This window comes from Vibrio sp. L85 (assembly GCF_963871815.1).
GTDB lineage: Bacteria > Pseudomonadota > Gammaproteobacteria > Enterobacterales > Vibrionaceae > Vibrio > Vibrio harveyi.
In genome coordinates this window covers 56326-74248 of the sequence record NZ_CAWMYL010000122.1, presented here as the reverse complement: position 1 = coordinate 74248, position 17923 = coordinate 56326, and the positions used below count along the sequence as shown (strand labels likewise).

The following is a 17923-nucleotide window of genomic DNA, read 5'->3' as shown; positions in this document are numbered from 1 at the left end:
ATTGGATTATCATCAACGAGTGCCCACACAGATTGATAGGTCTATATTTTTAAAGAACTTTTCTAACTAACTTGCCGCCTCAGCGCCTCGTCGTTAGGGGTGCGTATCTTACGCTTCCCGCTTTGAGAGTCAAGTATTTTTTCAAATTCTTTTTTCTCTCTTCCGACTCGCTGTGTGACTTTCGTCTCACTCCGTGTCGGTGGATGCGCAGTATAGGGAGTTGAGAAATTAGCGCAACCTTTTTTTGAAAAAAACTTTCTAAGCGGTTATTTATCCACCAAATGCGTTATATCTGCATATTTCTTCGTCACATTTGAGACATATCACAGCAATTGGTTGGAAAAACACCAACCATATACGTAAGATTCATGTGTCTATTTTGTTAATAGGCAGCCAATCTCTTTATCATCTATATGTAGTAATCAAAATGACGTCTAAAAAAAATCTGATCTTGTGTGCTGGGTTGGCGGTCATTGGGGGAATCATCTTCTCTCAGTTACCTGTGTCACCTGCCTTGAGCTTTGTTATCGGTGTTGTCGCTACTGCTTTTCTTTTTTCACTTTCTAGCAAAACACCTGTTCTTCAATCTTCGGATTCCGATCCTTCAACTAAAACGCTGTATGTCGGCAACCTTCCTTATAAGGCAAATGAAAGTCACGTTCGAGATTTGTTTGCTGAGTATGGTCAGGTCTATGCAGTACGCTTAATGAAAGATAAGCGCACTGGTAAAAGGAGAGGGTTTGGTTTTGTAGTGATGGCTGCGGCAGATGCAAAACCTGCTATCGCTAAGCTTAACGAGAAGGAATATATGGAGCGTACACTTAAAGTGCGTATTGCTAACGATCCTAAACACCCTGATGGCGGTAAACTTGAACAGGATTAAACCCTAAGGTCGCCAAACAGGTATTCAGTGCATCTTCTTGCCAAGGAGGTGCACTGGCATAAATCTTCTTACTCCCTTCCTCTTGGCTTTCTTCCTTCATATCGCTGAGTAGTAATGCTTTCACTCGACGAGCAATGGCTTCGCCAGAATCAATTAACGTAACCTCTCCACCTAACGCTTGATGGATTTCCTCTTTAATCAAAGGAAAATGAGTGCACCCCAATACAGCTACATCGACTTTATTACGTAATGGGAGAAGAATGCTTTCGAGCTCTGGAATAGAAATACTTTCGCCACGCAGCTTTTCTTCTGCCATATCCACTAAGCGAGTGGAACCTAATAGTTCGACAGGTTTGCCTTGAGCAAAGTCACGGATCAGTTCATGAGTATATTGACGAGTCACGGTCGCGGGCGTAGCAATAAGTCCTACCCCCTGAGAAGCGAGTAATGAGGCCGGCTTGATCGCAGGCACCACTCCGACAACCGGAATGGATAGATTCGCACGCAATGATGGCAACACTATGGTACTTGCGGTATTGCAGGCGATGACTACTATGTCAGCTTGATGCTCTTCAACCAATGCTGCCACCAGCTTATTAACGCGAGTGATCAGCACATCTTGGTCTAGCTCGCCATATGGGTAAGCTTCGTTATCGAACAGATACAAGTAATCCATGTTTGGTAGAAGTCGGTGGATTTCTTGGAAGACCGATAGCCCTCCGACACCGGAATCAAACACTAGGACTTTTTTCTTACTTGATGCTCGCACGAGTCTTACCTGCAAATTAGAGACTCGGCGATCATACTGGTTAGATTTGTTTTGGCAATGCTTTGGCTCGGTATCTTTGATGACTGAATCGCTCCCCTGTTTCCACTTCAAGCTTAGCCAACTCTATATGTCCTTGAAATGATGAGGTTGATGTCACCAATGTATGGAATTCGCCATCTTCGCCACAGGGATCAATATGACCGGGTAATGACTCAATCAACGTTTTGTCATACCAACGTCCACACCACTCCGGCGGCAATACATTTCCATCGGTGGTAATCAACATGGTTTGAATTCCACGCTCGATAATTTCAAATGCCAATGCCTTGCTTTCTTCCCCCAACAAAGGGAATACACATTCCCAGCCGGCAGGTTCAATATAGCTGCGTCGATAATCAGCAATACCATTACAAAACATATCACCGAACGCGACAGCTTCTACATTCAGCCCACTGCTTTGTAGTGCATTAACGATCGTCGATTGATAAATGTCGTTATTCGGAAACACTTCAGGCAGTTCGATAGTAATGAGCGGAAGGCCAAGTAAGTCCGCCTGCATTTGCACGACCTCAAGCGGGGTTGCTTGAAAAGGGACTTCTTTATCAACATAAGTGGTGTACAAGCCAACTACCTGATAATGCGGATCTTCGTTTAGACGCTCCAACGTTAATGTAGAGTCTTTTCCGCTTGACCAGCTAATCACAACACGTTTTGGTTTAGTCATCGTCTTTCCTTGTTACCTATTTCCACCAGCGCTTTACTTACAAAAAGAAAGACCGCCGATATGGCGGTCTCGTTTAGCTTGATTAAAAGCGGTAGTCTGCCGAGACAAAGTACTGACGCCCTGGCGTCGCGTAACTAGTGTACATCTCGTAGTTTTTATCGAAAGCGTTGCTTAGCTTCGCATTAATATCCCAGTTTTGGTTCACGGCGTAAGAAGCAGTGAAGTTCCATAGGCTGTAGCTCGGTAGTCTGGTACTGCCATTAAAGCGTTCACCTTGGTACAGGTACTGCGAGCCCAACGTCCATTGGTCAAACGTTGCGTAGGCGTTCCACTTAGCACCACGCTTGGAGCGGTACGCTAGCTGAGTATCTTTTGCCCCAGACTTATCGACAGGATCTTTATAATCTAAGTAAAACTCGTGAGAAACGATATCCGTGTCGAATTTCACCTCTAGTTCGACACCTTTGATCTCAGCTTCACCCACGTTTTGCATGCCAGAGCCTTTCCAAATCAACATGTTCTCAATTTGGTTGTAGTAACCCGTCACCGTCCAATCAACAATCGATACAGCACCAGATAGCGACAGCTCGGTATTTTCTGATTCTTCTGGTTTTAGGTTTGGCATTTCGTAGCCTGGGTAATACAAATCAACAAAGCTCGGCGCACGGAAAGCAGTACCGTGGCTCAGGGTTAACTCATAACCTTCGTAAAAACTCCAACCCGCAGCGGTTTGCCATGTGGTGTTGTTACCAAATTGATTGTTGTCGTCATTACGTACGCTTGCTTCTAACGTCCATACGTCATAAACATATTGAGCAATGGCACTAACACCAAAGTTAGTTCTTGGGTTCTTCTCTGGATCATAGTCTTTAGCTGGTCCCCAACTGTTCGCCGCAATGTAGCCTTTTGCTAGCTTCTCAGTACGGTAATCCAAACCGCCACCAATACTCAGTTCTTCGTTAACGCTGTACGAGTTCAACCAAATCGCGTTGAACTGCTCAATAGCAACATGATCGCCAGTAGATTTGTTTTGACCTGATTTATGGTCGTAGTTGTCTTGTTGACCATAAGCCAATTTTAATTCAGATGAGTAAACGTCTTTGTTGTATTCCAGCGATAAGTCGGTACCTACATACTCTACTTCACCAGTTTTTTTTTCATGACCACTCCAAATACTACTGTTGTCGTAATCGTATTCATTGTTGTAAGCACTCACCCCAACGTAACCAGACAAGTTGTCAGAAAAGTTTTGTTGGTAACCCAACTTCAGGTTTAGCGTTTCGAAGCCATGCTCATCGCCATCATTCAATCCTGGCTGAGGCTTAACATTAAAACCATCAGTTTTCTCGTATCCTAAGACACCCTTAAAGTGTTTACCTTCACCCACAGGTTTAGAGACCACAAACGTGCCTTTTTTATGGTTATTTGAGCCATAACCTGCAGACACTCGACCTGAATCGTCATTAATAGGCGCACGAGTAATAATGTTGATTACGCCAGAGATCGCTTCTGAACCATAGATAGAGGCTCGTGCACCACGAATGTAATCGATACGTTCGACAGAGTTGATTGGAAATTGGTTAAAGTCGATACCACCCATGATTGCACGAGGCATACGCACCCCATCAACTAAAACGAGTACTTGAGACGAGCTACCACCTCGAACGTAGATAGATGCGGATTGACCACGCCCACCGTACTGAGCAACTTCAACACTCGGCAGTGTACGGAACACATCAAACAGACTATTTGCTTGCAGGCGTTTAATGTCTTCTTTGGTTACCGTAACGGTTTGTGCAAGAACAGCACCATCAATTTGCTTGAAGCGGTTTGCCGTAACCACAACCGTTTCATCTGCGGAAACTTCTTGGGCCTGTGAATAAAAGGTAGGTGAAAGCAGCGATGCACACGTGATCGCAAGAAATGTTTTTCTCATTGTATTGTCCTAAGTCGCGTAATTCCTACCGAGCCCTACTCGTGTTGAGCAGTCCAGTGCTGTGGCTCAGTTGCTGGCAGGTATTCGGACTTAAGAGCAAGGTTGTACCGCCTACTTACTCGACTTCCCACATAAACTAATGCAGTGTCTTGATGAGCGTTCGTTCTCTTTTACCGCTGCGCGTCAGTTCTGGATTCTCACCAGATTCCCATTTCAGCCATCTAGATTGCTAGATAGCACCAGCTTGGGGCAAATACTATTAAGCTATTGATTATTTGTCCAGCCAATATTACCTCTGACAATTGTAACGATTTGGTTCATTGGTGTATCAACTGACACAGAACACACTATCTTTAAATCAATTGGGGCACAAAACTGGACATCCTATTGAGATTGAATAAAATCTGCGCTCTTAAATTGAATGCACCATAAAAGGTAAGATCATGGCTACTCTTGATGTAAACCCACAACGCTACCAAGAACAACTGGCTGAAAAAGTCGAACGTCTGAACGATATGTTCGCGCCATACAACGTGCCAGAACTGGAAGTGTTTGAATCACCAGAGCAGCACTACCGCATGCGTGCTGAGTTCCGCGTTTGGCATGAGGGTGAAGACCTTTACTACATCATGTTCAATCAAGAAACTCGTGAGAAATACCGCGTTGACCAATTCCCAGCAGCAAGCCGTCTGATCAACGACCTGATGCCACTACTAGTTGAAGCGATGAAAGACAACGAATCGCTACGTCGTAAACTGTTCCAAGTGGACTTTCTATCAACGCTTAGCGGTGAGATTCTGGTTTCACTGCTTTACCATCGCCAGCTTGATGAAGAGTGGATTGAAAACGCGAAAGCCCTTAAGCAGCGTTTGAATGATGAAGGCTTCAACCTAAACATCATTGGTCGTGCTCGTAAAATGAAGATTGTCCTAGACCGTGACTACGTGATCGAGAAGCTAGACGTAAATGGTCAAAGCTACATCTACCAACAAGTAGAAAACAGCTTCACTCAACCAAACGGCAAAGTCGCTGAGAAGATGCTGGAATGGGCAGTCGACTGTACTCAAGAAAGCACTGGCGACCTACTAGAACTTTACTGTGGTAACGGTAACTTCTCTCTGGCGTTGGCACAAAACTTCGACCGCGTTCTTGCAACTGAATTAGCGAAGCCATCTGTGGTTTCTGCGCAATACAACATTGCAGCGAACGAGATTGATAACGTACAAATCCTACGTCTATCAGCAGAAGAGTTTACTCAAGCAATCGAAGGTAAGCGTGAATTCCGCCGCCTACAAGATGCAGGTGTGGATCTGAAGAGCTACAACTGCAATACGATTTTTGTCGATCCACCGCGTTCAGGTATGGATGTCGATACTTGTAAAATGGTGCAAGGTTACGAGCGCATCATGTACATTTCTTGTAACCCAGAGACACTAAAAGAGAACTTGGACATTCTATGTGAAACCCACAACGTGACGCGTTTTGCTCTGTTTGACCAATTCCCTTACACACACCACATGGAAGCAGGTGTAATGCTAGAGCGCATTAAATAAGGGTTTAAAAAGGTTTTTATTGTAGCAAAAAACGCTCTGGGTACGGCTTGGGGTACGGGAGCATCTAAAATGCTCGACTGCTATGATTGGATTTGATGTCAACGCCACCAGCTTTGCTCGTGGCGTTTTTGTTTCGGACATCACTAAAATCAGAAATCAGTACGCGCTCATTTTCAGAACCAATCCGTTCTGAGAACTAAAACATCTAGGCTATTTTTTAGTTTGCTTGGTGTACTCCTGCTCGATGAGATACTCAATAAGTTTGTTTTTCTTCATATCGAGTACTCTAGATAGGTGGTTAATTTTCTTTTGCAGAGACTCCTCCATCTCAAAACTGTAGGCCTTCACCTTCTTAAGCTTGTTCTTCTCTCTATGCTTATATTGATTCCATGAAAGGTTCAGTTTATGAACATACTCACTTTTACTTACATGAGAACCGATTCCAAACATGGATGAAGGGAAGGGATAACTCTTACCCCACAGATAGAGTGATATAGCTAAAGATAAGTTACGACACTTTTCATTGAGTGGAATTTCAAGTGGAAGAACAACACCATCATTCTCTAGTTTATTTCTAGTCCATGCAGCGCGGCTTTGATTTTCTTCTTCGGTCAACTTATAGAAATGAGAGCGCTTGAAACCTAAGATTAATTTTTTTATTGCTTCCATAGCACCCTTTTGACCTACATCTTTTAAGTTCTTCTCACTAAGTAGATAATGGAGAAATATTATTGTATGAATTCTTACCATTGGCCCCTTCTCTATAAAATTAGGAATGGAAGACTTTGATTTATCAATACTTTTTCTACCAAAAGCGGTGTCAAATTCAAAACTTAGATCCAATCCACTCTGGAAACTAAACTGCCCCACTGATTCGTCTTGAAGAGTCAACCGCAATAGATACCAAAGAAAATAACGTGTTACATAGTCACTATTATCTATCCATTCATATTCACTCAAGGAGACATGACTTGCTACAAAACAGTCCATCTCCTTCTGAAGGTTAGGGACTTTACCCTCCCTAATCGCATCTTTCGCAATTGCTATTCTTGCGTCAATATCATCCTGATTACTTACGATGCTTAGCTCAAAGCTCACATCAAAAAGAAACCTAGGATCACTATCCACTTTAAAAGTCTCTACCAAACCTTCCATATCATTACTTAGTAATTTACAAGTATTATTTAAGTATTTTTTAAATGTTTTTAAAGTGTTTTTCAAGTAGATATTATTATAGACAACCCAACGCTAAACCTAGCTTTAGCAAGATTATCATTGCCTTTTCATTGAAAAATTACTGAGATTAGACCTGTTCTTATGTGACAGCGTAAGCTCAGGCATGATGTGATTGGCAAAATGACATCGTTTGATGTCTGTTTTTTCGAAAAGGAAAGAGGCGTTTCGCCAAACTGATGGGTAGTTTTTATCAGAGTAACTCTTGCAAGTTTTGAAACTACAGGACGCCTTGCTGAACAAAGATACGTAGCTGGAGGAAGGGAGTGAAAAACTGTCGGTAATAATAGTATTTATATGAATCTTATCTAATTAATTACAGCAACCTATCTACCTATTGAGAACACTAACCAATAGGAATGATAGAAATGAATAACATCAACAATGCATGTAAGTTACACATCAACGGTATGCCATTGAGTTTCAATACCAACAAAGGGGCCCTTGAACCAAAGTACTTACGAAAAATCAAGAAGACTTTCGATTATGCGTTAAGCCAATACCCTCGAACACGGCTAATGCGATTTGATTTACATTACCCGGATGGTTATCCGGTTAACGGGGTAACTGGCAAACAGATTACTAAGTTCCAAGAGTCCTTCAAAGCGATCATGTGTGCTTATCTAAAACGTAAGAAGCACAACCGCCACTCTCAACCTCGATTTATCTGGTGTAGAGAGATAGTCACTTCAGTGTATCCTCACTATCACGTAGCCGTATTGCTAAATGGTGATGTTTTTCAAGGAATAGGGCCTTATGATGACCTTACGGGTGAATACGTTTCAGGGATGGTCGCTAAGGCTTGGGCAAGTGCAATCGGTATTACGGTCGGGCAAGCAAGTGGTGCGATTTTTTTCCCTAATAACGGTACTTATGAAATTAATAAGCGACTAGATACGGAGACTTTTTACAACCAATACAATCAGGCTTTTTACCGTGTCAGCTATTTAGCAAAACTTGAAAGTAAGCCTTTTGGGGATAAAGGAAAAAACTTCCACAGTAGTTGCAAGTGAGAAGGTAAAAAAGAAAGGTCCGCAGGGACCTTTCTTTCACCTAATCCGTAGTGTAGCGGAACTCACCTTCACTGGAGAAGATTGTTATCTCTAAGACTCTACAACGCGTTGTGGTGACGTATCCGGTTGAATCTCCATATTTCAGGTCCACCTCAGGATAACGGTGCCATACAACATCATTCGCTTTGCTATCACTAGATGGCGCTTTGTAGTCGGGATTGCTCAGATTATTGAGTAAGTCATCGGATTGGCTATATTTATTCTTGTTTACAGTCATCTTGGGCATCTCTGGCCAAGCAACCTCACAATTGCCTCGGTTTACTTCAATGCCGAAGATGGTAGAGAAGTCAAAAAGAGACGTCACAAAGATTTTCGTTTTCGTTCCCCATTGAGTATTGATGTCTTTATATTCCACTTTGTAGCCTTCAGCTGACGCATTAAAGGCTAATAACATTGACAGTGCTGCTGTAAGCACAATTGGTTTCATGAGAAGTATCCTTTGAACAGTTATTCAATGAGTTGATATTAAAAGGTGGTTGCGACAACTTATGTCGAAGAGAGGTTGGCTTTGAGAGATGTAACCGTAGCGGCGCTTATCTACCAGCCAAAGATATAACGTAGACTACCTAAGCATGCTCCTAGTGCGCCGCCAATGATTTTGCCTAGGTGTTTGCCTGTAGCGCCAAACACACTTCCTATTTCTTCGCCGTATTGAGCACCTTGAGTCGTCGTGTCGAAGATTGCCTCCCACAAACTAAGACTGTTTTTTTTGTTGTAATCACTGGCATCGTTGTCTTTCCAATTCTCATGTCGAGGGGAAAGCGTGCGATTCGCCAGTAAGAGCCGTTTATTTTTTGGTAAACGTTCAACAATCAAATACAGCAACTTGGAAAGGTTATAGGGCCGTTGCTTGACCAATCCATCACTGTGCCCCGCAACGTAGTAGACTGGCTTTAGATAAACCCCTGTTGCGCGTAATACGCGTCGATGAACCGAAGAACGCACCATGGTTTCAAGATAAGTTTTCGACACAGGTGTCGGTGTATTGCTTTCGTAGTCCCAGGATTGATTTCCTTTTAACGCATTATCGGCTTGATTAATGGCGATAATTAAACGGTACTGTGCGTCTTCGCCTAATGCTGGAATAAGCACATCATTAATCAAGGTGATAGGTGTGCCTAAATCGCGTGAGCTACCATCAAGAATCACAAGTACCAAGTCAATCACGAAACGGTTCTGCTCATCTCTCGCTCTCAGCGTATTTTTCAATAAGCGAGCATGGCGCTTGTCTTCTTCGATGCCATCCCCCAGACCAGGACTATCCCAAAGAATGAGGTTGTTCAGACGATATTGCGTAACACCCTGCGTGTGCGGCTCACAACTGATGCCCACCTCTGCAACGCTCATGTCAAAGAGAGCATTAATCGTTGAGCTTTTTCCTGCTCCGGTGGCTCCTGTAATGAGGATGTTGAGCTCGGTGGCTCTCATTTGTTTGAGGTTATCGAGTAACTTGGTGCGAGTACACTCATTGAGGGATGCCTGGCGTATCTCAATTTCAAGCGTAGTGAAAAGATCGTGCTGTTCGGACATAAGCGCTCCTTAGTTAGCGTCCGGAAAAATTACAACTAGCTACCTCCTTATGACGAACAAATCATGAGGACAGAAAAATGAGACTAATTCGACTAAAAGAAGTGCTGGATAATACAGGTTTGAGCCGTGCGTATATGTACAAGCTCATGGCAGAGGGTAAGTTCCCTAAATCGGTATCACTGGGTTTTCGCAGCGTGGCTTGGGTAGAAAGTGAAGTACAAGACTGGATATTAGAAAGAGTGGCAGAACGAGATGAGCGATTGGGTTTGCCAATGCTAGAACAAGAGGCCGTGGCTTAAGCAATTTTTGTGGTGCATTCCTCTTTTGTAATGCTCCAGACCTCATCACCAAACCCGCGTAACCATCGATCGAGCTGAAGTGAGTCAATCACCGTTGCCGTCACTTGATATCCACCATCGATTAATTCCACGTGCTGATCCATCGACAGCGGCGTTTCGAGTAAGTGATAACCGCTTTCTCTGCCAATACAAAACGACAGTCGTATTTCCTCCCCTTCACCAAAGTAAAAACGCCCATCTAAATCATACCGTTCCAAGTCAAAATCACTTGGATAAGCAAAATCAAACGTAGAGATGCTTGCTTTATGGATACGATGCAATGCCAAAGAACGTTCGTTAGTGTGACCGCGAAAACGGCACACGAGATAAAGACGGCTTCCTTGTTGCGCTAACCCCAATGGCATCACCTCTTTGCTTTTCTGCTCTAGATTGGCATTGGTATAACAAAGGGACAAATAACGATTGTGGAACAGAGCGTAACTGACCTTCTCAAAAATCTCATTGTCGATGTGGGGAGGAAGCAACGGTACGCCCTCACTAACAAAGCGCACTTTCTTTAGCCATTGACGCTCTTTCACATTGCTGGTGGTGGGAAATAGGTGTTGCTTGGCGTCATTGAAAACCGTGTCGAGCGTTTTCATCAAGTTCACAGGGAGAAGATAACGCAGATAATTTTCCGCCAAGCTCAATAAAACCGCCTCTTGTGGACCGTGTGAGAGCAAATGGCGCGAGCGACGACTATAGCCAAAAGGCTTGTCGCGCATATCCACGTCGACATCATCAAAGAACTGAGCGATATCGGTGAGGTTGCGCTGAATGGTTCGCTCTGAACGCACAATGCCCACTTCACTCAGTTGCTGCTGGATCTCTTTGGCTGTGATTTTGCGCCTGTTTGGAATGCGCTTATAAATCTCAAGAACCAGCTGGATGTAATGCTGAGAGCGATTAAGCTTAGTATCGTTCATAGATGGCTTTATTTTCAAGCGCACGAACCCTCACCCACACAAGAGTTGAGTAAAGACAATGAGCTAACGGATTGATTGAAGAGAGTTTACGAGGCGCTGCGTTGACTTATGTCGCAGCAGTTTTGCGAGGAAATAAAGAAAGCAGCGGACACGGCAAAGCGCCGTGTCCCCTTACCATCATTAACGGTGACGATTCACCAAGCTTTGAATGGCATCGTCACTATAGCCACGGCTTTTAAGCTCCTGGCGAGCAGCCCCAATGGCCCATGTACCGCCTGAACGATTGGCAATAGTGCGCGCTAACTGATCATCACTCTTACGAGCAGCATCCGCTTGCGCTTCTTTCATATCACCGTACGTATCAGAAGCCACCTTCGCTCCCGCTTGTGCGCCTGCTTTAGCAAGCTTTCCAACGTTGTCCCAAAATCCCATTTGGTTATCCTTCTTATTAAGTGGTCAATTCCCATGCATAGTACGAATTGGTGCGTTAACTTATGTCGTACCGGATAAGGTTTGTCTTAAAAATGAGCGAGCTAGCCAGTATCCTGAAACCTCAACAGAGGGGCATCTCATGCAAGACACTCAACACCAAGAACATTACCGTGAGCAATCCTTTTGGGATAAGCTCAAACGCTACGCCAAGAAAGCTGGTCGTGAGGTTATTGAAACGGCCTTGATTCCTTTACTACTGTGCGAAAGACAGCGATACGCCACGTTGGGCGAAAACCGCAATACTGAGTGCGCTGGGTTACTTTGTCTTACCTATTGATGCCATACCCGATGTATTGGTAGGGGTTGGCTATAGTGATGACATTGGTGTGTTGATGGCGGCTTTGGCTTCAGTAGGGGCGCATGTAAAACAAGAACATAAGCAAGAAGCAAAGCAACAAGTGGAAGTCTGGCTAGATTGATAAAAAGTTAATGAGAAATCTGAATGTCGTCGTAACACTCCCATTCGACGTACTGAAGAAAGTTTTGCTCCCACATTTGATACAGCTCATCGATACCTGGAGAAAGAATGCTTTGCCATCCCGTGGCAACGGTAAAAGCGACTTGATTGCCAAAGTCAAAATCAATGCATCGCTCTAGCTCCGGATAATAGTTCCCCATATACGCAAAATCGGTAATGTAGAGAATATCAACCGTTTTACCATTCACAATGTTGAGGCCAACCTCAACCGGATGATATCCCCCTTCTTCCGCGCTATAGCTTTTGTCTCGAAAATGGATAGAGAGGGCATGGCTGGTGGACTGTGTTGATTCCATCGAGGCATGGCAATGTTGGTTTAATAACGTCAGAAGCTTATTAGAAACAGGCAGCACTGACGGCGTAAAATTCAGTATAGACATGGCTAGATCTCCTAAAAGTGGCCGAGGTTAAAACGTGATCATGAGTGGTGTTCATCGAAGGTTTGAATCATCGATAACTGAATGTCATCAAAGAGGGACTGAGTAAGGTGTCGAGAGAGCGCGTTCAGCCAAGTATCTAACAGCGCTTTCACTTGCGGGTGTGCGAGACTTGCAGCACCGCTATCTGGTTGATAACACCAAAGATTGAAGAGATGAAAGTAGAGTTCAGGCTCCATCTCACTCGGTTTACTTTCCGAATAAGAAAAACTCGCTAAACAGACGACCTGCCAATCTTCACTGGCCGATGTTCGACGAAATTGTATTTCAATGGGATGAAGCCCCTGCCCCGTCTGGTAATAGCGTCTTTGCCGACAGTTCAGGACAATTCGCTCTGCTTGTGGAGGAATCGAATAACGTTGGATTACCAAAAGCAATGCTCGATGAAAGCCATCCAGCAGTTCTAGTTCACCCGATGTTTTCTGGATCATAGTAGCCCCCTTTCTGCAAAAGAGATGGCGCTATCACCAACCACGATATGATCAAGAACTCGAATGTCCACCAGCGCTAAAGCCTCTTTAAGCCTTTGCGTAATTTGTTTATCGGCTTGGGAAGGTGTGGCATCACCAGAAGGGTGATTGTGAGCAAATATGAGGGCGGCGGCATTGACTTTTAAAGCCGCTTTGAGAACTTCCCGAGGATAAACACTTGCCGAATCAATTGTGCCAAAGAAGAGCTCTTCAAAGGCAATAAGGCGATGCTGATTATCTAGAAACATCACCGCAAACACCTCTCTTTCATGGTGTTTTAATTTGCAAGATAAATAGGTTTTTGTTGCATCGGGATTGCAATATTGATCGCCTCGGAGGGCGCGTGCAGCAAGGATTTCTGCGGCCGCGTCGAGCACCCTGTCCGCCGTAACAGGACCATCAAAATAGTAGTTATTTTCGCGCATAAAAAGCTCCTAAAAATGAAACCGTTGAGGTATGCACGAAGGTGATATCTATCTGAAATTGTTTTGATTGCTATGGGTGTTACCATAGTGAATAAATGGAAAGTGTGATTCTATATTAATAATTGATAGCTCATATTTAATAGACGAGGGCACAACCATCTATAAATAGCATCATAAGGTATGCACCACTCTTACAACAAAAGGGTTACACAAGCTGGGAAATATGAACGATTAACTTTACTTACACTAACTAGTAGTGCAATTTCCATAGAAATTCGTGACATAATAGATAAACTAAAAATGTTCATCACATCTTACTACATTACATGGGATATGATGCGTTATCTGCCTATGGGCAAACGAGGTTGATATGATAATCAGAAAACTCACTGTAAAAGGGTTCAAAACACTTATCCAAGAAGAACCGATCGAGTTAGGTCGTGTGAACTGCTTTATCGGTGCGAATGGCGTGGGGAAAAGTAACATTCTGGAAGCATTAGGAGTTTTAGGCGCGGCAGCAAATGGTGTTGTCGACGATGAAAGCTTACTAAGACGGGGCGTGCGAGCCGGCGTTCCTAAACTGTACAAAAGTTCATTTGCGTCAGAACGAACCCTTCCCCATATAGGAATAGATATTGCGAGTGATTCAGGTGCCACTTACCGAACATCTTTGCTTAATCCTCTTGAGTCTCCTGAGCCAGCATGGAGCTATAAAACAGAGTATCTATCAAATGGCACTGACGAAATAATTGCCGATGGAGTCCGAGGCAAAAAAAACCTCAACCCTCAAGCAGGACTTGCAGCACTGAGACTAGTTGACCTTGAAGAGAAAAATCCAGCATCAATTCTCATGCGTACACTACAAGAGTATGCCATTTACTGCCCAAATACCCCTACCTTACGTGGAATAGAGCCAGATCAGCAATCACGTCGCCCCGTAGGACTTAATGGTGGAACACTAGCTGAAGCATTTGAGTCACTAACCAAAACCTTAGATAGCCAAGGAGAAAAAGGGGAACAAATACTAGATGATATTTTAGACCTCATCGACTGGGTTGCAGATGTCAGCACGACAACTCAAGCGGGCTCTCTCTTATCTCCAAAAGTTCCACGTACAAAGCATCAAATTAAGTTTACTGATCGATATATGAACAAAAGTCGCAATGAGTTAACAGCTTATGATGCGAGTGAAGGGGCTCTTTATATACTATTTTCAGCGATACTTTGCCTTTCACCTCAGGCCCCCAAAGTTTTTGCAATTGACAATTTGGATCAAGCATTAAATCCTAGACTGTTGGCGAGTTTAGTCAAAAAACTTTCTAGTTGGCTACGTCACAATGGTGAAGATCGACAAATCCTATTTACAGCCCACAACCCAGCGGTGCTAGATGGTCTAGATTTAAAGGACGATGAGATTCGATTATTTGCTGTAGAAAGAAATAGCAACGGCCTCACGGAAATCCGCAGAATCACTCTGTCTGATAAATTGAAACAACATCAGGAACAGTATCCTTTATCTCGATTATGGCTGATGGGACACTTAGGAGCAGTTCCAAATGTCTAGTCTTAAAATTGCTCTCGTTGCTGAAGGTAAAACTGATTATGTAATTATAGAGGCTGCGTTAAAAGCGTTTCTTCCCAGAACATTCGTTTTAACTCAGCTTCAACCGGAAGATACATTGCCAGAACTAGGTACTGGATGGGGCGGAGTTTTGAAATGGTGCATGATGACCAGCTCTCGCTTCCAAGGTCCGATAAGTCAAGATCCAACACTAGAACACTTTGACTTGGTTATTGTTCACGTTGACGCTGATGTCTCAACTTTCCAGTACCAAGATCTTGGAGAGAATATTTCCAACTTGGCAATAACGAAGAATTGGGGCACATTACCATGCGCTAAAGCTTGCCCCCCAATTCAGGATACGATTGTAGAACTTAAACGCGTTATTTTAAGTTGGCTGAACCCTGCATCTTTCGGATCGTCAATTATATGTATACCAGCACAGTCTTCAGGCACTTGGTTAGCCGCAGCCCTATTACCTGCAAATCACAATCTACTGAGAAATGTCGAGTGTAACATTAACGTTGAAAATGGCTTACAACTGTTGCCAAAAGCTTCTAGAGTAAAAAAAACTAAACGTGACTATCAATCAAAAGCCCCTTTATTAACTAATAACTGGGCGCAAGTTAAAGCACTTTGTTCTCAAGCCGTTGTATTTGAAGAGCATGTACTGGGAGCGCTCTAAATTATCCTCACCAGATAGATTAGAGCAGCTCAATAATCATACTTTTTATAAGATTTTCGCTCATCGAACACCTAGGTCATAAAGGAGGAAGCTTCAAGTTTGAACGGCTTGCTCCTGATATCGAAAAGCGTTTGCTGGCAGATCAACAGTGCCATTGCACCACTTTCTTTGATTTCTACGGGTTACCAGAGAGCCTCCCTGGTAAGAATGCCGTCGATGCCAATGCACCGGCTCAAACACTACAAAAAGCCTTCGCAGAAAAATTGACTGAGAAAATCGGTGCGAACGCTATGCGTGAAAAATGCCCTTTGTTTGATAGTTGGCTCAAAAACATAGAAGCACTGGCTTAACCTCGGTTAAGCCAGCTTTATCAAGAAGTTGGGAGCTTTTCACTCTCCAACGGCCAAATTTAAACAATTCTGCATTGGTTCATTAAGAAGCTCATCTAAAAGATGGTCGTCTTGTATACCTTCATAACGAGACTCAATTTGTTCTCTTAAAGAGAAAAGCCTGGCTTCAGCACTCCGAACAAGTTCGTTGTATGTGACAGCGTAAATTTCTCCGAACGTTTCATCTCTATTTCGGCCAACAGACTCGTAAGTACCTGTAAAAGCGTCAATCCGGTCACCGACAACATATCCCTTTATATATGGCCTAGATGAATCAACTCCGGCATGCCAGATATCTTGTACATATCTCTTGGCTTGATCCATTTCATCTCGCCCAATCTCAAACCCGCCTTTTTTAAGTTCGATTAGCAAGACTCGCTTAGTCTTTTTTATCTCCCCATGGAACTCTTCTAAAGCAAGAGAACTAATCGTTGAATTTTCACCTACAACAATATCGGGTCTCTTCGCTGAATTCGAAAACTGAGCTTTGGAGTACTTCTGTTTAAATACGATCTCCATTGTTTTCCTCAAGCCTCGGTTACTTGAGTACTCTGGAGTGTCAAACTCTGGACCAAATATCCATCTAGCTTTTTCAATTAAAGGATGAAGAGTATGCAACTCATCAACTGAATGATCGCCACTTAACCTCTCAATTGCTTCGACAACTTTTATTCTCGAGTCAATTTCAGCAAGAATAGTCATAGCGTCAGAAATGCACCAATCCTCGAGAAACTCATTTAACGCACTTATATCACTTGCCTTAAACTGAGTTAATTTATAGAGAAGGGGGATTCCTGCCCTCGACTTTTCTATATTTATTGCAGCTTTAAATGCAAGTTCTAATAGCTCAAGCTTTATATCTGGGTTTTCAGTAAGTATCTGGTCTAAAAACTCGTACAACTCTCGTCGTGCAAGACTCGGTAACTCACTCATTTCATTCTTATGCTTGTCTACAACCTGCCGTTTAGCATTCGCGAGCTCTGTTTTAGAAAGCTCTAAGTAGCAGGCTTTGACAAACTTGGAGATGTCTTCACAAATCAGTGAAATTGAAGCGAAATCTGACCTAAATCCAGACCAATCAGCTTCTATGTAGTCAAATAAATCTTCTGACTCCGCGATAAGCGTATAACGTTTTGCAAACGAGCGTCTTCCATCTAGAATCTGAATTCCGTTAACTGCCCAAGAAGGATCACCTAAAAGTCGTCCTCCTAACCAAAACGCCACACCATGCTGTCTAGAGTTTCTTGAAGCAACCGAGGAATCAACCAAGGTAAGACGCAGTTTAATATTTCCTACAGGGTTGATCTCTGCTCGTCTTACTACGCCTGGATGCTCTGATAATGTAATCAAAACACCATTTATGAATACTTTAAACTCTGGATTAAACAGAAATCTAGCAGAGATAATTTCAGATAGTTCTTCAAACGATATTAAATTTCGCTTAACAACTACTGAAACCGTTGTGCCGTGTCCCTCAGCAGTCGTATCAGTATGATTGACAACTCTAATTGGTTGCATACCTGACGACAAAGCAAGCTCATAAGTGTTTTTTATCCCATCTTTCCTTGTTTCTACTCTGTATTCATCATTGAAACAAAGACCCGCATGCCGCCCGACACCATTTCGACCAAATGCTAACCTTTTCCGTTTAATTTCATTGCCCTCAGGGATTTCAACAAACGAACCCTGATGCTTTTTACGGTCATATCTTAATCTCAACCAACGTTGTTCAAATTGACCTGCACTCATTCCAATACCATTGTCAGATACCGTGAGCACTCCAGACTTGTCACTTGGTAAACTTACTCTGACTTCTGAAGCTCCTGCATCATGGGCATTCGCAATTAATTCAGTAATTGCTATATCTGGCTTGCTTGCTATGGAACCAATTTCTCGAACAAGAAAACCCTCTTCGTAAGTGACTGAATAATCCATAACACGATCCTTACTGACGTATAAAAAAATAAAAATTATTATATTTCATATAATTACTAATCACTAAAACTAGAAAGTAAACAAGA

Annotated in this window: 19 protein-coding genes, 1 pseudogene and 1 riboswitch; of the genes and pseudogenes, 8 read left to right on the top strand and 12 right to left on the bottom strand. The window is 43.1% G+C overall.

The annotated features are described in order from the left end of the window. Nucleotides 1-427 precede the first annotated feature (427 nt). Nucleotides 428-883, top strand: coding sequence for an RNA-binding protein (locus AACR11_RS13310; protein WP_029789223.1), 456 nt, complete (start codon nucleotides 428-430; stop codon nucleotides 881-883). Here the strand turns inward: AACR11_RS13310 and murI are convergent. The 3 genes from murI to AACR11_RS13295 all read right to left on the bottom strand — a co-directional run bounded on the left by murI (nucleotide 846) and on the right by AACR11_RS13295 (nucleotide 4312). Further along, nucleotides 846-1652, bottom strand: coding sequence for a glutamate racemase (murI, locus tag AACR11_RS13305; RefSeq protein ID WP_005451981.1), 807 nt, complete (start codon nucleotides 1650-1652; stop codon nucleotides 846-848). The genes AACR11_RS13310 and murI overlap by 38 nt on opposite strands. Before the next feature lie 40 nt (nucleotides 1653-1692). Further along, the gene (locus AACR11_RS13300) at nucleotides 1693-2376 is read right to left on the bottom strand and encodes an ATPase (RefSeq protein WP_009695926.1); all 684 of its coding nucleotides are present in this window, start codon (nucleotides 2374-2376) and stop codon (nucleotides 1693-1695) included. An 82-nt stretch (nucleotides 2377-2458) separates the two neighbouring features. After that, entirely contained in the window at nucleotides 2459-4312 is a 1854-nt protein-coding gene (locus tag AACR11_RS13295; protein ID WP_005451983.1) for a TonB-dependent receptor domain-containing protein, read from the bottom strand. A gap of 58 nt (nucleotides 4313-4370) precedes the next feature. Next, a riboswitch (cobalamin riboswitch) is annotated at nucleotides 4371-4571 on the bottom strand. Nucleotides 4572-4755: 184 nt separating this feature from the next. Between AACR11_RS13295 and trmA the strand changes: the two genes are divergently transcribed. Beyond that, nucleotides 4756-5865 carry a tRNA (uridine(54)-C5)-methyltransferase TrmA gene (trmA, locus tag AACR11_RS13290; protein ID WP_029789224.1) on the top strand — a complete coding sequence of 370 codons (1110 nt, stop codon included), beginning with the start codon at nucleotides 4756-4758 and terminating at the stop codon, nucleotides 5863-5865. Nucleotides 5866-6075: 210 nt separating this feature from the next. Here trmA and AACR11_RS13285 read toward each other — a convergent pair whose 3' ends face one another. Next, entirely contained in the window at nucleotides 6076-7086 is a 1011-nt protein-coding gene (locus AACR11_RS13285; protein ID WP_339367385.1) for a hypothetical protein, read from the bottom strand. 380 nt (nucleotides 7087-7466) lie between these two features. Here AACR11_RS13285 and AACR11_RS13280 point away from each other — a divergent pair, with 380 nt between their 5' ends. After that, complete coding sequence (locus tag AACR11_RS13280) at nucleotides 7467-8111, top strand: inovirus Gp2 family protein (RefSeq protein ID WP_029789226.1); 645 nt, start codon at nucleotides 7467-7469, stop codon at nucleotides 8109-8111. Nucleotides 8112-8151: 40 nt separating this feature from the next. On the opposite strand, the gene AACR11_RS13275 is transcribed toward AACR11_RS13280, so the two are convergent. Then, nucleotides 8152-8598 (bottom strand): hypothetical protein, encoded by a 447-nt coding sequence (locus AACR11_RS13275; protein ID WP_047517529.1) that lies wholly within the window; start codon nucleotides 8596-8598, stop codon nucleotides 8152-8154. A 110-nt stretch (nucleotides 8599-8708) separates the two neighbouring features. Then, on the bottom strand, nucleotides 8709-9701 hold the full coding sequence (locus AACR11_RS13270; RefSeq protein WP_079324788.1) for a GTPase family protein: 993 nt from the start codon (nucleotides 9699-9701) through the stop codon (nucleotides 8709-8711). A 77-nt stretch (nucleotides 9702-9778) separates the two neighbouring features. Here AACR11_RS13270 and AACR11_RS13265 point away from each other — a divergent pair, with 77 nt between their 5' ends. Continuing rightward, nucleotides 9779-10000 carry a helix-turn-helix transcriptional regulator gene (locus AACR11_RS13265; protein WP_005378664.1) on the top strand — a complete coding sequence of 74 codons (222 nt, stop codon included), beginning with the start codon at nucleotides 9779-9781 and terminating at the stop codon, nucleotides 9998-10000. Here AACR11_RS13265 and AACR11_RS13260 read toward each other — a convergent pair. Together AACR11_RS13260 and AACR11_RS13255 are read right to left on the bottom strand one after the other, a co-directional pair. Beyond that, nucleotides 9997-10965, bottom strand: a complete 969-nt coding sequence (locus AACR11_RS13260; protein ID WP_029789229.1) for a helix-turn-helix transcriptional regulator — start codon at nucleotides 10963-10965, stop codon at nucleotides 9997-9999. The genes AACR11_RS13265 and AACR11_RS13260 overlap by 4 nt on opposite strands. 180 nt (nucleotides 10966-11145) lie before the next feature. Beyond that, nucleotides 11146-11397 (bottom strand): hypothetical protein, encoded by a 252-nt coding sequence (locus tag AACR11_RS13255; protein WP_005378661.1) that lies wholly within the window; start codon nucleotides 11395-11397, stop codon nucleotides 11146-11148. 139 nt (nucleotides 11398-11536) lie between these two features. Here AACR11_RS13255 and AACR11_RS13250 point away from each other — a divergent pair. Next, nucleotides 11537-11876: pseudogene (locus AACR11_RS13250) on the top strand (YkvA family protein). A 7-nt stretch (nucleotides 11877-11883) separates the two neighbouring features. On the opposite strand, the gene AACR11_RS13245 reads toward AACR11_RS13250, so the two are convergent. From AACR11_RS13245 to radC, 3 genes are read right to left on the bottom strand one after another with little or no spacing between them, the layout of a single operon-like run. Continuing rightward, nucleotides 11884-12315 (bottom strand): DUF2787 family protein, encoded by a 432-nt coding sequence (locus AACR11_RS13245; RefSeq protein ID WP_029789230.1) that lies wholly within the window; start codon nucleotides 12313-12315, stop codon nucleotides 11884-11886. A 38-nt stretch (nucleotides 12316-12353) separates the two neighbouring features. Beyond that, on the bottom strand, nucleotides 12354-12803 hold the full coding sequence (locus AACR11_RS13240) for a DUF2787 family protein (RefSeq protein WP_005378658.1): 450 nt from the start codon (nucleotides 12801-12803) through the stop codon (nucleotides 12354-12356). Continuing rightward, nucleotides 12800-13267 (bottom strand): RadC family protein, encoded by a 468-nt coding sequence (gene radC / locus AACR11_RS13235; protein ID WP_001208958.1) that lies wholly within the window; start codon nucleotides 13265-13267, stop codon nucleotides 12800-12802. The genes AACR11_RS13240 and radC overlap by 4 nt, the downstream gene beginning before the upstream one ends. Nucleotides 13268-13637: 370 nt before the next feature. Between radC and AACR11_RS13230 the strand changes: the two genes are divergently transcribed. The 3 genes from AACR11_RS13230 to AACR11_RS13220 all read left to right on the top strand — a co-directional run bounded on the left by AACR11_RS13230 (nucleotide 13638) and on the right by AACR11_RS13220 (nucleotide 15863). Beyond that, the gene (locus AACR11_RS13230; RefSeq protein WP_201769191.1) at nucleotides 13638-14831 is read left to right on the top strand and encodes an AAA family ATPase; all 1194 of its coding nucleotides are present in this window, start codon (nucleotides 13638-13640) and stop codon (nucleotides 14829-14831) included. Beyond that, on the top strand, nucleotides 14824-15513 hold the full coding sequence (locus AACR11_RS13225) for a hypothetical protein (RefSeq protein WP_079324786.1): 690 nt from the start codon (nucleotides 14824-14826) through the stop codon (nucleotides 15511-15513). The genes AACR11_RS13230 and AACR11_RS13225 overlap by 8 nt, the downstream gene beginning before the upstream one ends. A 131-nt stretch (nucleotides 15514-15644) precedes the next feature. Further along, entirely contained in the window at nucleotides 15645-15863 is a 219-nt protein-coding gene (locus tag AACR11_RS13220; protein ID WP_223295739.1) for a DUF4276 family protein, read from the top strand. 39 nt (nucleotides 15864-15902) lie between these two features. On the opposite strand, the gene AACR11_RS13215 is transcribed toward AACR11_RS13220, so the two are convergent. After that, the gene (locus AACR11_RS13215) at nucleotides 15903-17837 is read right to left on the bottom strand and encodes an ATP-binding protein (RefSeq protein WP_050582041.1); all 1935 of its coding nucleotides are present in this window, start codon (nucleotides 17835-17837) and stop codon (nucleotides 15903-15905) included. Between the last annotated feature and the right edge of the window lie 86 nt (nucleotides 17838-17923).

Coding starts and splice junctions, on each gene's coding strand:
- AACR11_RS13310 (WP_029789223.1), top strand. CDS start 428: ATGACGTCTAAAAAAAATCTGATCTTGTGTGCTGGGTTGGCGGTCATT.
- AACR11_RS13300 (WP_009695926.1), bottom strand. CDS start 2,376: ATGACTAAACCAAAACGTGTTGTGATTAGCTGGTCAAGCGGAAAAGAC.
- AACR11_RS13295 (WP_005451983.1), bottom strand. CDS start 4,312: ATGAGAAAAACATTTCTTGCGATCACGTGTGCATCGCTGCTTTCACCT.
- trmA (WP_029789224.1), top strand. CDS start 4,756: ATGGCTACTCTTGATGTAAACCCACAACGCTACCAAGAACAACTGGCT.
- AACR11_RS13280 (WP_029789226.1), top strand. CDS start 7,467: ATGAATAACATCAACAATGCATGTAAGTTACACATCAACGGTATGCCA.
- AACR11_RS13275 (WP_047517529.1), bottom strand. CDS start 8,598: ATGAAACCAATTGTGCTTACAGCAGCACTGTCAATGTTATTAGCCTTT.
- AACR11_RS13270 (WP_079324788.1), bottom strand. CDS start 9,701: ATGTCCGAACAGCACGATCTTTTCACTACGCTTGAAATTGAGATACGC.
- AACR11_RS13265 (WP_005378664.1), top strand. CDS start 9,779: ATGAGACTAATTCGACTAAAAGAAGTGCTGGATAATACAGGTTTGAGC.
- AACR11_RS13260 (WP_029789229.1), bottom strand. CDS start 10,965: ATGAACGATACTAAGCTTAATCGCTCTCAGCATTACATCCAGCTGGTT.
- AACR11_RS13255 (WP_005378661.1), bottom strand. CDS start 11,397: ATGGGATTTTGGGACAACGTTGGAAAGCTTGCTAAAGCAGGCGCACAA.
- AACR11_RS13245 (WP_029789230.1), bottom strand. CDS start 12,315: ATGTCTATACTGAATTTTACGCCGTCAGTGCTGCCTGTTTCTAATAAG.
- AACR11_RS13240 (WP_005378658.1), bottom strand. CDS start 12,803: ATGATCCAGAAAACATCGGGTGAACTAGAACTGCTGGATGGCTTTCAT.
- radC (WP_001208958.1), bottom strand. CDS start 13,267: ATGCGCGAAAATAACTACTATTTTGATGGTCCTGTTACGGCGGACAGG.
- AACR11_RS13230 (WP_201769191.1), top strand. CDS start 13,638: ATGATAATCAGAAAACTCACTGTAAAAGGGTTCAAAACACTTATCCAA.
- AACR11_RS13225 (WP_079324786.1), top strand. CDS start 14,824: ATGTCTAGTCTTAAAATTGCTCTCGTTGCTGAAGGTAAAACTGATTAT.
- AACR11_RS13215 (WP_050582041.1), bottom strand. CDS start 17,837: ATGGATTATTCAGTCACTTACGAAGAGGGTTTTCTTGTTCGAGAAATT.